11 protein-coding genes are annotated in these 15564 nt (G+C 34.1%); 5 read left to right on the top strand and 6 right to left on the bottom strand.

Annotation, left to right across the window (positions count from 1 at the left end):
* Positions 1 to 194: 194 nt before the first annotated feature.
* The 3 genes from PC_RS00920 to PC_RS00910 form a co-directional block, all read right to left on the bottom strand.
* Positions 195 to 1043: a glycosyltransferase family 2 protein gene (locus PC_RS00920; RefSeq protein WP_011174738.1), complete on the bottom strand. Its 849-nt coding sequence runs from the start codon at positions 1041 to 1043 to the stop codon at positions 195 to 197.
* Positions 1044 to 1075: 32 nt separating this feature from the next.
* Positions 1076 to 4021, bottom strand: coding sequence for a Wzz/FepE/Etk N-terminal domain-containing protein (locus tag PC_RS00915; RefSeq protein ID WP_011174737.1), 2946 nt, complete (start codon positions 4019 to 4021; stop codon positions 1076 to 1078).
* A 67-nt stretch (positions 4022 to 4088) separates the two neighbouring features.
* Complete coding sequence (locus PC_RS00910) at positions 4089 to 5036, bottom strand: polysaccharide biosynthesis/export family protein (protein ID WP_232086046.1); 948 nt, start codon at positions 5034 to 5036, stop codon at positions 4089 to 4091.
* A 367-nt stretch (positions 5037 to 5403) separates the two neighbouring features.
* Here PC_RS00910 and PC_RS00905 point away from each other — a divergent pair, with 367 nt between their 5' ends.
* Positions 5404 to 6753 (top strand): hypothetical protein, encoded by a 1350-nt coding sequence (locus tag PC_RS00905; protein WP_052278619.1) that lies wholly within the window; start codon positions 5404 to 5406, stop codon positions 6751 to 6753.
* Positions 6754 to 6798: 45 nt separating this feature from the next.
* Here the strand turns inward: PC_RS00905 and PC_RS00900 are convergent, their stop codons facing one another.
* A complete protein-coding gene (locus tag PC_RS00900) occupies positions 6799 to 8106 on the bottom strand; it encodes a hypothetical protein (protein WP_011174734.1) in 1308 nt (435 codons plus the stop codon).
* A gap of 340 nt (positions 8107 to 8446) precedes the next feature.
* Between PC_RS00900 and PC_RS00895 the strand changes: the two genes are divergently transcribed.
* From PC_RS00895 to PC_RS00885, 3 genes are read left to right on the top strand one after another with little or no spacing between them, the layout of a single operon-like run.
* Positions 8447 to 9280 (top strand): ABC transporter permease, encoded by an 834-nt coding sequence (locus PC_RS00895; protein ID WP_011174732.1) that lies wholly within the window; start codon positions 8447 to 8449, stop codon positions 9278 to 9280.
* Between the two features lie 7 nt (positions 9281 to 9287).
* Positions 9288 to 10544, top strand: coding sequence for an ABC transporter ATP-binding protein (locus PC_RS09765; protein ID WP_011174731.1), 1257 nt, complete (start codon positions 9288 to 9290; stop codon positions 10542 to 10544).
* A gap of 4 nt (positions 10545 to 10548) precedes the next feature.
* A complete protein-coding gene (locus PC_RS00885; protein ID WP_011174730.1) occupies positions 10549 to 11679 on the top strand; it encodes an acyltransferase family protein in 1131 nt (376 codons plus the stop codon).
* On the opposite strand, the gene PC_RS00880 is transcribed toward PC_RS00885, so the two are convergent.
* On the bottom strand, positions 11640 to 12506 hold the full coding sequence (locus PC_RS00880) for a class I SAM-dependent methyltransferase (RefSeq protein WP_011174729.1): 867 nt from the start codon (positions 12504 to 12506) through the stop codon (positions 11640 to 11642). The genes PC_RS00885 and PC_RS00880 overlap by 40 nt on opposite strands.
* Before the next feature lie 94 nt (positions 12507 to 12600).
* Positions 12601 to 13458, bottom strand: coding sequence for a competence protein CoiA (locus PC_RS00875; protein WP_052278618.1), 858 nt, complete (start codon positions 13456 to 13458; stop codon positions 12601 to 12603).
* A gap of 401 nt (positions 13459 to 13859) precedes the next feature.
* On the opposite strand from PC_RS00875, the gene PC_RS00870 reads away from it, so the two are divergent.
* Positions 13860 to 15524 carry an RNA polymerase sigma factor gene (locus tag PC_RS00870; protein WP_011174727.1) on the top strand — a complete coding sequence of 555 codons (1665 nt, stop codon included), beginning with the start codon at positions 13860 to 13862 and terminating at the stop codon, positions 15522 to 15524.
* Positions 15525 to 15564: the final 40 nt, after the last annotated feature.

Below are 15564 nucleotides of genomic sequence, written 5' to 3'. Positions count from 1 at the left end.
CGATAAAAATAAACACAAATTTTAATTGTCTATTTCACGTAAACAAATAACAAAATTTAAAAATAAAATTTTGTTTATTTATATCTTCAATCACAATAATTATTAAGATGATTTCAATAGTATTTATCAAAGATCATAACGAATCTAAAAAGGAGTGTCAATTTGTATTTCCTTTCGGAGCCTCAAGAGTTTGACTAGAGATCAAAGATTTTAACCATCGAATATTTAAGGACTGCATATAGGTAAAAAGGAGATTTCATTCGACGGTATAGCTTCATCTCGTTGCGAGCCGATATCAATCGAAAATGACGAGCGACTTTTGTTCGATCCTTCTTCCATCCTCGGCAATGATAAGCCTTTAATTGCGGATCGAATCCTAATACCCAACCTTGTTGCCTTAATCGCACCGAAAGATCAATATCTTCTTTGTACATATAAAAAGAAGGGTCCATGATTTGATTAGGACCTAGTAGAACGGATTCCAAGGCCGAATAACGACAAAACATAAGGGCTCCGCAAAGCGCTGGTACAAATTCAAAACCCCCTTTCCAATCTTCTCGATAACGCTCTCCTTGGTAGCGATCGAACCATCTTCCATACCAACTGCGAAAAATTCCCGACGAATCGATGTTTCCTGTTTCTTGCTGAAGCTCTAAATCAAAGCCCAAAAGCCAACCTGATAATGCCGCTACTTTCTCAAATGCTTCTTTATCCATCAAGGCAAGAGCGTCTTGAATAAAGTGGGGAGTTAAAAAGGTGTCTGGGTTTAAAAACAAAAGATAGTCAGTATCACTAGGGATATAAGACAAGCCGATATTATTACCTTGGCAAAATCCGACATTGTTTTTAAGTAAACAAATTTTAACCGAAGGATCGGATAAATAATCTAATTTTAAATAAGAAGCATCTGTTGAACCACTATCAATAATCACAATCAAATCAAGCAAGCGAGTTTGTGCAAATAATGCTTTCATACACAAAGAAAGGCATTCTTGGCTATTATGTGTAACAATAATAGCAGCACAAAATTTTTTTTGGTTCAAATTCTCACTCCTTAACTCAGCCATTTTATTTGCTAAATCATATCTGAATCAACAACAATAAAAGTTACTTTGTGCTTATTATCTCGGCTCAAACGAGCATAAAAATCTAACTCTTCAACTTTTTCTTTACTGACAGAAACTGCAACAGAATTAAATAGAGGGATTAAACTCTCTGCCTCAGCGCTTATGGGGAATGCGGGGCTAACACCAATGATATAATCATATTGTTTTTGCAATTCTTGAATCAAATCTTCAAATGATTTTGAACTCAGTAACTCAGCAGAATAACGGCTCATTCCTCCTGCAACAATTTGATCTCCATAAACTGTTTTTTCAATTGAAGGGAATTCAATTTGCCCTTCCAAATATTGTAAAAGTCCATTCGAAGAAGTTTCAGCTTGACCAAAATTTAATAAAATTCGGATGATTTTTTTACCTTTTTTCACAAATAAATTAGCAAGATCTGAAGAATAATCAGGCCCCATTCCTTCTATTAAAAGTAACTTGTTGATTCTTATGGAAGATCCCTCTAAAGGAGAAACAAGAAAACTTCTTAATCGTCTTAAGGTTTCTAAATCATCATTAAAGATCATATTTTGAAAACCCTCACAATAACTAGAAGACAAAACTCCAGAAACATGGTGTCCGAGCAGTTTCAAATTATCCTGGGAAATAGTCAGCCCTTTTTTTAACGTAGATCCAAGAGTTAATCCCGCTCCGAGCATCCCACCAAATAAACTCCCCAAAAGAGCAAATGGGATTAGTTTAGGTGTCACCGGATGGACAGGAGTAACAGACAAGTCAATGGGTGCCGATTGAATCATTTCCAAGTTATGTGAAATATTTTTAGATTCCACCATTTTTGCAATTTCTTCGACAATTAATCGATTGGTTTGCAATTCTTGATCAATTTGTTGCTCTGCTACCCATTTCTGAGGTAGGCCACCCATCTCTTTATGAATATTCCTCAAATGTTGTCTAATTAACACCCTTTCTTGACGCAAGTTTTCCAAACGAGATTCAACATAATCTTTTAATGTATTTTCTAAGAGCGACATTTGTTGATGAATGAGCTCTAAACTCACGTTTTGCAAAACATAGATTTTCTCATTAATCAATTTTTTATTCAGCTCCATCAATTCAATCATTTGTTTAAGATGTAAAGTTAAAAAAGTTCGTTGCAATGCTAATTCATTCTTCAAACGTTCTTGTTCTTTGACACTCTGATTGTTTTGATCTTTTAACGTTAAGACTAAATGACTGGCTTTTTTAATCATTTCCTGACTAATTGGATCAATCAAACCGGCACTTAAAGAAGTAACTTCGAAATTTTCATTTTCCATTTGAGTAATAAAGAAAAGATTTTGCCGAATCGTAGCTTCTAAATCGATCAATCGTTTAGAATAATCTACATAAAGCTCTTCAGCAATTTTTAAATTGATTCCTTGATATTCACCCGACGAACTTTGCTGATGAGTTAATCGAGTTTGTAAAATCTTTTCATACACAGAAAATAAACGCTCTAAATTGCCTAAATAATAAAGAAAATTTTCTCTAGATTTTTGCCACTCAATAGGGTCTATGTTTTCTAAATCGTTTAACCGCTCAAACCAATTTTGAATCAAAAATCTAGGATCACTCAATAGCAAAGAAGGGCTTGGTGGTAAGTTTTGATGAAACCTATCCATTACATCTTGTAGGTCTACCATATGCTGTTGAGTTTCTTTAAGCTCATCTAATTGCTTGTCTAAAGAAAAATGAAGGCTATCCTTTTTCAGAGCTGTCTTTTTTTGCAGCTCTATTTCCAACCCATCTCGCCTTTGTTTCAAATGGCGAATTTCAGTTAATACTGTATTAATGGTTTGAGAATCCCCTTCATGGAGCCGATAACTATCATAATAAACATAGTTGCTGGATTGAACGTTCTCTAACCTTTTTAATTCCAGCTCATTAGCAAGCAATTTATCTCTATATTCATGTTGACTTTTTGCTAAAAAATCCATTTCTTTATTGGAATCTACAAATCCCGAATTGAATAGATCATCTTTTAAAAAATCTGCATGTTTCTTCATTAAATCAGCTAATTTCTCACCTAACTGGTTTTGTCTGTCTTGTAAATAATCAATTTGTATTAAAGCGAGGCGATCATGGTTTTTTTTCAAATAGTTTTGATAACATTCCATTGTGGTATTGATAAATATACTCGAACGATGACGATCACGATCCATATAGGAGAGCTTAAGAACGCCTTTATCTGTTTTAACTGTTTCAACTTCTAGTTTTTTAGACAATTCATCGCAGGTAGCAACTAAAGGTTTTACCGTTAAAAAGAAGGTTTGCGAAGGTTTAAGCTTATCAGAAACTTTTGTCAGGGTAAAGCTCAGTTGGTTTGATATAAAGGGTAATTCGAATTCTCCTTTGTTTTCAGTTATTTTTGAGTTTGAAGGAGCCTTGACATGGAATGAATCATCGTCATTTATAGTAATTGTCAAAGTTAAAGGAATTTCTCCAGAATAATTGAGAGACGATAATTGAATGGGGCAATGAATATCAGGTAAAACAGGATGAGAAGATTTAAAAAAAGCTCTTTTAAAGATTAATAAGTTATTTTTAATGTTACTTCCCCAGCCTTCCATTTCACAATCTTGCTGAAGATGGCCTTGTAAGTGCAATTTTTCGACAACATCCTGTAAAATTTTACGTGATTTAAATAAAGAACTAGCTTCGTTTTCTTGCGTGTTAGAATCACTTCCTAATAATTCAATTAATGAAGTAGAAATATTTCCAGATTTATTACTTTTTTCTCTAAATGTTGCCTCTGCATTATAAACTACAGGTCTAATCAAGGTAAAAAGAACCCCTAAAACCCCAAAAAATAGGGAAAAATACAAAATACGTTTTTTAGACCTTCGAAATAAAGATAAAATATCTGACGATGTAATAAGAAGTTTGTCATCTTTATCTGTTGTCTTACTCATTTCTAACCTAATCTACATATCTTAAAGTACTTATTATATACAAAAACAATTACTCATCTCCAAGCGATCAATTTCTAAAAAGCCTGTAAGTTCCATAAGCTGCTTGAACCCCTAAGCAGCTTGGCAGTAACTGATCAATAAACCTATTCCATTGCGTAATGGGTTTCTCAGATACATAAACCGTATCTCCTGGCATCAAGAGTAAACTATCATTAGGTAGATGAATAATGTGATTCCAAGAAAGAACGTAAATTTTAGGGTTTTGTAAATTTCCCCTAATGACTTGGATACAATCACGATTACCTGTAAAAGGAATACCTCCAGCAGAGACAAGTGCTTGTCGTAAAGACATAAAACCATAAGGAAGATTAACAGCCATCGGATGTCCTACTTCGCCCATCACCATAACTGTCGAGTCACTTGGAGCGGCAATAAAAATACGATCTCCTCCACGCATAACAATATTTTGACTCATATCCCCTAAATTCATCAATTTATAAATATCTATGGGAAGCTGCTTTCCTTCTCTCACCACATAACTTTTAAAAAAATTGGCATTATTGGGTACTTTAGCTAGTGCTAAAACTTCATATAAACGAATTTTTCCATCGACAGCAATGACAGGAGTGGCTACAGCTCCTGTGAGTTCAACTTTTCTGGAAAGTCTATTTCGATAATTCAAGAAAACTTCAACGTCTTGAATTTGTTCTTGATAGCAAAGCTGTATTTTCTGTCTAGCCTCTTCAAGCGATAAACCTGCTACTTCAACGGATGGGATATCTGGAAAATCGACCCTGCCTTCACTAACACGAAAGCCTATTGTTGCATTAATAAATTGAATAGCATCCATCACATCGCGTCGTTTCGGATGATAGATCGCAATATTCAAAATATCATCTTCAGAAATGACATCTTGATATTCTTCCATTGCATCGCAATCTAATTCCTTAACGTCTGATCCTTCCATATCCAAAATTGCCAACTTCCCCTGGCGAATTTTATAAGAATCAATCACAAATTCATCTGCACCAAACACGTCATAATTATGACAAGGTGTACTACAAGAGCTGAGAAAAAAAAGGAGGGAGAGGAGGCAAAATGCAAGATATTTCATCATAGAGGTTACAAACTTTAAAACTTTAAACTTTTAGGAGTTATCTTTCTTAGCCTATTTTATATTAAATCAAAAGCATTTTCTCTTTCTAAACCGCTTTAACCCAAGCATTTTTTGTTATGTCTTTTTATTAGTCAAAAATTATTTTAACTCATGATCGGTCATTAATCGTAAGCTCAAACTAATAAGGTGAGATAGCGAAGATATCCTTTTCAAGATTGGTGGGTTATGCTTTAATCATCAACTGACACATTTGAGTTTAGATTATATGGCACGTTTTTTTGATAAACAACTCTCTTTAATCATTCTTATCTTTTTGATGCCTCTCTTTTTTCTCCCTAAAATCAACCTCTTAACAGTTGGTTCCGAAACGGCAGGTTTGAGAATTGATGATCTATTTCTCCTTTTCTTTGGCACACTGTTAATTTGGGCTCACCTTCTTTTAGATAAACGCTTGTACATGATTGAAATTTGGGTGCTCATTTTAACTTTATTTGGCATTCTGTCATTTGCTTCTAATCGGTTTTTAATTTCGCTTGGATATCATTTTTTAGATGCAAAAATTTTTTACGCAGTCCGCCTGCTAGAATATTTTTTATTTTTCTACATTGGAACTTTGGCTTTTCGATTTCATTTGAGTAAAGGCTTTATACAAGCGTTCTTTTTATGGAATTTTTTCCTAATGACTTTACAAAAGTTAAATTTAGCAGGAGCTATCACAAATTTAGGATACGAAAAAGATGTTTCAACAAGGGTGCAAGGAATCGCCTCTTTCCCTTCCGAGATGGGATTATTACTTAATCTATTATTTTGCTACATGATATATGATGATAGCTATCGATCGAAAATCATTCAGATATTCCCTCCTTATTATCGCTATTTTCTTCGCAAAAGCTATTTATATGTTCTGTTTATCGTCATTGGCATTTTTGTGATATTTACAGGTAATCGTATTTCTCTCCTTGCCCATTTGATCTGTTTTTTAGGTAAACTCAAACAGGAAATTAATTGGAAATCGATTGGATCTTTTGTTTCTTTGACAATTGCTTTTCCTCTTTTAATGGGAATCATTATTTATATGGTGATACAAACAGATTCTATCTATAGCCGTAGCGCCAGCCTACTTTCTATAAAAAATATTCATTTAGCACAAATTGTTTGGGATAAAATTGATCTAACTCAAGATCCCATTAGCAAAAAATTGATAGAGACTGATGAATATGATATGAGCTGGTGGCTGCGCATCCATAAATGGATTTTTGTGACTAAAGCTTTTGTCAATCATCCTGAAGTTTATTTACAAGGATTAGGACCTGGATTTGCCTGGTCGGCATTAGATGGAGGAATATTAAGAATCATTGTAGAGTATGGCCTAATTGGCTCTCTACTTTTTTTCAATTTTTTTAGATCTATTTACAAAATTAACCAACAAATGAAATGGATGACAATTTCTTTACTCATCAATATGATTTTTTTTGATGCTCACCTCGCTTATAAAACAATGAGTTTTTACTTATTTGCCGCTGGTTACTGCTTTGAATCTAAGCATAATCACTCTTTAACTGCTAGCTCTACTCGTGCTAACCAGTTAAAACCTGAATTAATATTCTTTTCTTAGTGACAATCTGAGCACTTTAGTTGCCTAATGAGATAGAACAACATTTTATGTTGGGTAAAAGATAGCAATCACATAACTTCTAAACAAACCTGAAGGAATAATGCCAAGTTGGCAACTCAATAGAACTTCTTGCCCATTTTTATTTTTAGCAAGCAATCGAATTTGCGACTCGGCTGCCGTTGTAAGAGCAGCTAATCCTCTTCTCCATTCGTTCAATCCTTCTTGAATAATTTGAGCAAAATCTGAAATGAGCTTATCTGCACTCCATCCAAGCAAGGCTTTGGACTGTTGATTGGCAAATAATAATTTTTGATCTTTCTGAGAAAATACAACAATCAACCCACCTTCTTCATTTTTTAAATTGTCAAAAAGACGCCGCTGATCAATAGCATAGTTAGAAGTTGAAAATTCTCTATAACGAGTAGTTTCATTATTGTAATAATTAGCCCCAGTCATTTTTTGAGCCATATTTATACATTTTTTCAATAATGCACTAGCCTCAATTGTCGTTTTGACCCAATAACCGTTTTTAAGATCTAACGAAGGAATGATAGAAGTATGAGTGGGAAAATCATCGAAGTCTTCAATAAATGGTCCATTGGAGTTATTTTTAAACAATTCTTCTTTTTTAGAAGTATTTGATTCTGTTTCATGCAAATATAATAGAGTTTTAATTTCATAACTCAAATCATGCACCTTTGTATCAAGATGAAAAATTTGATCTTGTCTTTTTTCCATTTCGCTACGCTGATCTTCTATTGTCTGCTGTAAAAAGTTAATTTGTAATTGTTTTTGCTTTAATTGTTCTTCAGAAAAAAGTTTATAGTCTGCAAAATCTTGTTGAGTTTGCTGAGTTTGCGATATAAGGGATTGATTTTCTTCAACTAATTTTTGAATTTCAGATTGCTTAAGAGCTAATTCTTCTTCCCTTTTTCTTTGTTCATCGTTGAGGTTTTCCAGCGAATTTAATAAAGTCACCTCTTCTTTAGTTGTAAAAGAAGGAGCTTCTTCCAAAGGCACTAATGTAAATGCGGGATCCAATGCCGTCACTTTATTCTCTTTTTCAGAAGTAAAACTGCTTTGAGAAGAAAGGATCGCTGACTCTCCCTGCCACTTCGTTTTTAAGCCTATTTCCCAGTAATAAGCAAGCAAAATTAGACAAATAGATCCAATGGCAACTAGAAGAAGTCCTAAAGTAAGGATAGACCAACTTTTCTGATGGGGCATTAACCCTATGCTATAGGTAACAAAAAATAATAAAGGGAGAAGATAGAAAAAAATAACGGCTGCAGAAAAAAACTGTCGATTTGTTGTTTTAAATTTCATACTAAAAAATACGATTTCCTGATTCATTATAAATCCAACTATACACAATCGATATTAAAAGGGACATGAGACTTCTTTCCAAGCTTGTTTTGTTTGCAAAAAAATTTTCTCCTATTTTCTCTAATCATTATAGCTTCAATAAATTGATAGCAAATGATTTAATAAATATCGTTTTAAGTTGCACACTATTCTCTCCCTTGTTATGTTCTTACAATATAGAAAACAATTTCAAGTTTGTAATTGATTATTAAAAAAAATGTCTAATATTGATGCATTTTGCACCATATCAAACATTTAAATTTATTATTAAATTTCATTTTTTATAGTATTTATTTTAACTTTCCCTAATATTAAATAATCAGAAAATATGTCCGATCATGCACAATTTGACATCGTCATTGATTCCTCTGGAATTCAAAAAGAATACTTAAAAGATCTCTATCGCTATCGAGAATTACTTTATTTTTTTACGTGGAGAGATATTATTGTTCGTTATAAACAGACAGCACTTGGGATTTTATGGGCTTTATTTCGTCCTATTTTAAATATGTCTGTCTTTGCTTTAGTATTTGGCAAAATTGCTAATCTACCTTCTGACGGAGTAAATTATCCTCTATTTGTCTTGGCTGCAATGCTACCTTGGTTACTTTTTGCAGGTTGTGTGATTGATACTAGTAATACTTTAGTGAATAATGCAGCAATGATTTCCAAGGTCTATTTTCCTCGTATGATTCTACCCATTAGTAATATCCTCGTGAATTTTTGTGATTTCATTGTGACTCTCTTGCTTTTATTTATTTTATTTTTATTTTCAGGCGCATTAACGACTTGGACAATAGTACTACTTCCTATTTTTATCAGTTTGAATTTGATTCTTTGTTTAGGAATAAGCCTGTGGATGGCAGCCGTTACAGTCCGCTTTAGAGACTTTCGTTTTTTAATTCCTTTTATCGTCCAATTCGGTTTGTTCATTTCTCCGGTTGGTTATGGAAGTTTTTTAGTGCCAGAACCGTGGAGATGGCTTTATTTTCTTAATCCGATGGCAGGTATTATTGAAGGCTTCCGTTGGTGTTGTTTAGGCATATATCATACCGATCTTCCTTTAGCCTTGCTTTTATCTAGTCTGATAAACTTCATTTTGTTAATCACCGGATTTAGATATTTCCGTAAAATGGAACGTATTTTTGCAGACATTATTTGAGTAAACTATGAATATCGTTGAAATCGAGCAGTTATCTAAAAAATATTTAATTTCTCATGAAAATCAAAATCCTTACGCTTCTTTAAAAGAAATTGCTACTGATTGGTTTAAAAATTCTTTTAAACGTTTAACTTCCCCTTCAACTTCTTTTGTGGAACAGTGTGAAGAGTTTTGGGCAGTCCAAGATATCAATTTAAATATTCAGCAAGGAGATCGAATTGCTCTGCTAGGGCGGAATGGAGCGGGTAAATCAACATTACTAAAACTAATTTCGCGCATTACAGAACCTACAACAGGCAAAATCAAAATCCGAGGGCGTGTTTCGTGCTTGTTAGAAGTGGGAACAGGGTTTCATCCTGATTTAACAGGTCGAGAAAATATTTTTCTGAACGGCGCAATTATGGGAATGAGTTATCAAGAAATACAAACTAAATTTGATGAAATTGTTGATTTTGCCGAAATAGAAAAATTCTTAGATACACCAATCAAAAAATACTCTAGTGGTATGTATATGCGGCTTGGATTTGCTATTGCCGCCCACTTAAATTCTGATCTTCTAATTGTCGATGAAGTTTTAGCTGTAGGAGATGCACAATTTCAAGAAAAATGCATAAAAAAAATGAATGAAATGGGAATGCAAGGAAGTACTGTTTTATTTGTGAGTCACAGTGTGAGTTCTGTGCTTTCTCTATGCAATAAAGGAGCCTTTCTCGAAAAAGGAAGACTGAAAGCTCTGGAGCCAATTGAAACCTGCGTTAACCGCTATATCAACAGTTGTCCCGCTGCAGGACTTGAGTGGAAAGGAACCTTGGGAGATGAGCATGTTCAATTTTTTCAAACAAAATTATCCACTCCTAAATCTAGTTCGGCCCTTTTTTACCACGATGAACAAGCAATTATCAGCATCGATTTTGAAATTTTGAAAACTCAACCCGACCTTATTTTAGGAATTAGTATTTTAAATAGTCGCAATCAAATTATTGCAAGATCTCGCCTTTGCGATCATGATGAATATTACGATCTCATTTCAAAAATGGGGCGCCATCATTTAAACTACGCTTTAGATCCCAGCCTATTCCATCCTGGCGAATATCAAATCCGATTAGAATGTTCTATTTTAAACAAAAAGAAAATCCTACAAGGTGAAATTTTATTGAAATTTATTGTTTATTCTTCACAAATCCAACAATCCAAATATGAATTTGGAACTGACAAAGATGGAATTAGCTTAGGAAATCGTTGGTTCCTGTCAAAGCACTTATAAAGCCATGACTCAAGGAAGTGATCGTTTTCAATTTTTGGATGGACTCAGAGGAATAGCAGCTTTATGGGTCGTTCTCCTTCATTTTCATACGCTCATTAATGAAAGGTCTACTAATCAATTTTCTTGGGTTCTTAATCAAATATTGCCACATGGACATATAGGAGTTAACATTTTTTTTGTCTTGAGCGGTTTCGTTATAGCTTATAGCATTAGACAAAACATTATTACCTTTCCTTTCATTGCTCGTTTTTTTATTCGGAGATCTATTCGCTTAGATCCCCCGTATTGGGCAGCTTTACTCATTTTGACTGGGCTGATTTTAGCCGGACCCTTTTTCTTTCAAAGAGGGATAGAGTATGTACCTAGCTACCAGCACCTGTTTCTCAATGCTTTTTATATTCACAATTTTTTCGAGTTAAAAAGTATTTTACCTGTTGCTTGGACACTTGCCTTAGAATTTCAATTCTACTTTGTCTTCGTTTTTCTTCTTAAATCTGTACAATCTTTAAATATTCAAATGAATCATTCTGAATTCAACTATTCTACAAAATATGCAACAGGTTTATTTTGGTTTTTATTCATCTTATCCCTCATGCAGATGTCTCATATAGGATTATTTTTGGAATTACCTGGTTTTTTTCTGCCTTTCTGGTATAGCTTTTTTATTGGTTCTTTGCTTTGTTGGGCGATGTTGAGCTTAGTATCCGAATTTCAGCTTTTTTTATTCTTTACTGCCATGCTTCTTTTTTATGTGATTGGAAAAAATGAAGATATTTTGATCACTTCAGCTGTCGCTTTATCTATTCAATTATGCATAAAGAAAAATAAACTCCACAGCTACTTAAGCTCTTATCCCTTTCAATACTTAGGTAAGATTTCTTATAGCTTATACTTGACTCACTGGTGCGTCGGGACTAAATTGATCAGTCTTATTTCCTATGCTTTAAATACAGGTATTAACGAAATCCCAGCTTCTATTCTTCTTATAATGGGTACTCTCCCAAGTCTTGCGGTTGCTCACATATTTTATCATTACATTGAACAACCTTGCCTGCATTGGAGCCGAAAAATTAAATTCGAAACTATTTTTCCACTTCAGAATTTCCGAGCCACAAAAGAAAAACAAGGTCCATGAGGATGGTTCAGCTGGTCAAAATTAATATCAATACGGTTATAGCCAAAATGGTAGCAACAATTAAGTATATCTTCCCTAGTTAACCACTGACTTGTATTAGCCGGTCCCCCAATAAACGTGGACCATTTTCTAGCTGAACCATATCGATAGAGATACGTTGAGTAATTAAATCCTTCGTAAGTGGCTGAAGTCGCGGCTCCAAATCTTTTTCTTAATAAGAATTTCTTGCAATGTTCTTCTTCATAATAATGAGTCCAAACATATAACTGCGGACACTTATCTGCCATTTTGGCAAGAAGTTCAACAGGTTGTTGCATGTGATAAAGAACGCCCACAGCCAAACCCAGATCAAACTGGCCAGAAGATTGCCGCAAATATTGCATAAAATCTCCGAAGAGGAATTCAGCCCGATTTAATTTTAACACCTCTTTAACTATTAAACATCTTAAATAGGCTCTAGGATGCGCTTCAATAGAAACAATAGATTGAGCTCCTGCATTTTGTAAAATATACGTATGCCCTCCTTCAAGAGGACCTAACTCTAATACCTTTTTATTTTCAACACCTCCTAAAAGATTTATGCACCATTTGACTCCCAAGTCATCAAATAAAGGTGTTTCTCCAGCTTGAAGCTCATGAAATGGGGGTGGAAAACAAGATCGCCAATCATCAGGGAAAATATTTAAAGCATTTTGAGGATGAGGGAAAGCATCGCAGTAGCGATTAAGGCTAGATTTTTGATTTGCAAATAGGGCTTGATAAACATCTGTTATTCTATTTTGGAAATGTTTAACCCTTCTTCGTATCCCTTTAATATATCTTTTCATTATTCCTCGATGTAAGAGTCTTTCCTTTTATAGATAAAAGCCAATATAATAGTTGCCTATAATTCTTTTGTTAGCCTTTGAATGTTAAAAGATCCTAATGACAAACTTTTTCAAGCAAAAAACGAAAAATACTTTGGTAAGTTTGCTCAATTCTTCTCTTTATCCTCTTCAATAAATACTTCATTTTTTTTTGTTTTGCTTGAACTAATTGAGCTTTTTCTTTTTCTTGTGCTTTTTGGTAATAAGCGCTTGTAGAAGACGTATTACCTAAGTCGATTAAATCACCGAAGAAATAATAAGAACAATTTTTCGCTCTTTGTTTAATAAGATAAAGACAATCTTCTTTTAATTCTTGAGCGTTAATCAAGGAAAATTTTGAAAAATCAACGGGTAATGGAGACATCTTATATAAACGTAAACCATTTTGTATGTAATCAAATTGATCATAAAAAATTCCCTTTCCTTCACGATCCATATTCGTAAAATAATGAGGTAAAAACCGGAGAGCTTGTTCCGCGGCGCTCAAACGAAATTGATTATAAAGTTTGTCATGTAAAACCCAAACGACAGACCATCCCATTTTCTGATAATCGTGATTCCGTTTGCTTAATTCTTCAGCCGTAATGGGAGAATACTGAATTTCAAAAACTATTTTTTTAGATAGCCATACAACATCAGCAATACGACCAATTTCAGGCAGCCGGTATTCTAATTGGCAATCTCCTTTTGGCAAACAAGTATAGAAATGATTTTGAATATGTATGTGGATGATTCCTTTCCGATGAAGATGGCAAGCTCGATTAGGTTCTAAATGATAAAAATGGCGTTGGCGAAGCGCACCTCCTCTAGATCGCAGATGACCATTACATTCAATACATCGATAGTTTACTTTTTTATGGGCATGATAAGCATGAATAATCTCATTTTTTTCATTTAACGCATAAATTTGCATAACCACCAAGATAATTTTCATTCAAGTAAACAATTTTATCATCTAAAACTTTCATTAATTAATGGATAATCCTTGTGATAAAATAGATTTCTTGCATAACTTAACAGCTTTAGAGAAATTTCAAAGTATATTCGAGTTTAATAATTTTTTCATTATGTTCAAAATTCATGATAAAAGATTTATTAAGATATTTTTCAAAATTGATAAATTGAAAATACACCATTATTTTTAAATATGAATGTTTGATTTATTACGTTCGAATCTGAAATTTTTCGCACAACCTTGATTATTTTATCTAATGCCAAATAAGCAAATTTTATTGAGCTTAGCGAAAACTCGCTTTAAAAAGGCAAATTTGTTAAACTTACTCGTATTTCTTACTTCTTCTACTTTAGGAAAGCATGAACAAAACGAACTTCAAAAATCATTTTTCTCAACAACATCAGCAAAAAATTGATGAGCTTGTCGCTATTTCAAAAGACCAAGGTTTTATTACTTATGAGGAGATCAATGAAATTCTCCCTATGTCTTTTGATTCCGCTGATCAAATTGATCAGATCCTGATTTTCCTTAGCGGAATGGACATTCAAGTTCTTAACCAATCTGAGGTAGATCGTCAAAAAGAGCGCAAGAAAGAAGCGAAAGAATTAGAAAGCATGCCAAAAAGATCAGAAGGATCTCCTGATGACCCGGTGCGCATGTATCTTAAAGAAATGGGTTCGGTCCCTCTTTTAAGCCGGGAAGAAGAAGTTGAAATTTCTAAACGCATTGAAAAAGCTCAAGTCCAAATTGAACGCATTATTTTACGCTTTCGGTACGCAACCTCTGAAGCCATTGCTATAGCTAACTATCTTCTTACTGGTAAAGAACGATTTGATAAATCTATTACCGAAAAAGAAGTCGTGAATAAACAAGAATTCATGAATCTGCTTCCTAGAATATGTCAGTTATTAAAAGAAGAAGATCTCATTTTAGAAAGATTATTAGAGCAAATTAATGATCCTAATATCAAAAAGAATGACCGCTTAAAGCTAATTGAAGACATTGAAAAATGTCGTATCCGCATGCAAGCCTACCTACGCCGACTGCATTTAAGACACAATATCATCGACGATTTCGTCGAAGTTATTCTACGTGCTTATGATCGCTTCCTTTTCCTAGAAAAGGAAATTCAGGAACTTACACCTCGTGCGGAAAGAAATAAGTTTGCTGGTGCAAAGCTTGCCGCTGCTCAACGAAAACTCAACAAACGAGAACTTGCAGCAGGGCGATCTTTAGATGATTTCAAAAAAGATGTGAAAATGCTTCAACGCTGGATGGATAAAAGCCAAGAAGCTAAACGGGAAATGGTAGAATCTAACTTAAGGCTCGTTATTTCTATTGCTAAGAAATATACAAATCGAGGCCTTTCTTTCTTGGATCTCATTCAAGAAGGAAATATGGGGCTCATGAAAGCCGTCGAAAAATTTGAATATCGTCGCGGATACAAGTTTTCTACTTATGCAACATGGTGGATCAGACAAGCTGTCACAAGGGCTATTGCCGATCAAGCCCGTACCATCCGTATTCCTGTTCATATGATTGAAACAATTAATAAAGTCTTACGCGGCGCAAAGAAATTAATGATGGAAACTGGTCGCGAGCCAAGTCCTGAAGAATTAGCTAAAGAACTAGGAATTACTGCCGAAAGGGTGAGAGAAATCTATAAAATTGCTCAACATCCTATTTCACTTCAAGCCGAAGTGGGTGATGGAGGTGAAAGTCAATTCGGAGACTTCTTAGAAGACACGGGAGCTGATTCTCCTGCAGAAGCAACGGGTTATTCAATTTTGAAAGATAAGATGGGAGAAGTCCTCTCAACACTTAGTGATCGAGAACGAAAAGTCCTTATTCAACGATTTGGTTTATTAGATGGTAAACCTAAAACACTGGAAGAAGTAGGTGTAGAGTTTAATGTTACTCGTGAACGTATCCGCCAGATTGAAGCAAAAGCTCTACGCAAAATGCGACACCCTATCCGTTCTAAACAACTCAAAGCCTTCCTTGATTTATTAGAAGCAGAATAAATTAATATCCTCTCTTAATAAAAGAGGGGATATTTGTCTT

Origin of the sequence: Candidatus Protochlamydia amoebophila UWE25 (assembly GCF_000011565.2) — a bacterium.
Classification (GTDB): Bacteria; Chlamydiota; Chlamydiia; order Chlamydiales; family Parachlamydiaceae; genus Protochlamydia; species Protochlamydia amoebophila.
The sequence above is the reverse complement of the archived record's forward strand: the minus strand, read 5'-3'. Positions and strand labels throughout refer to the sequence as shown.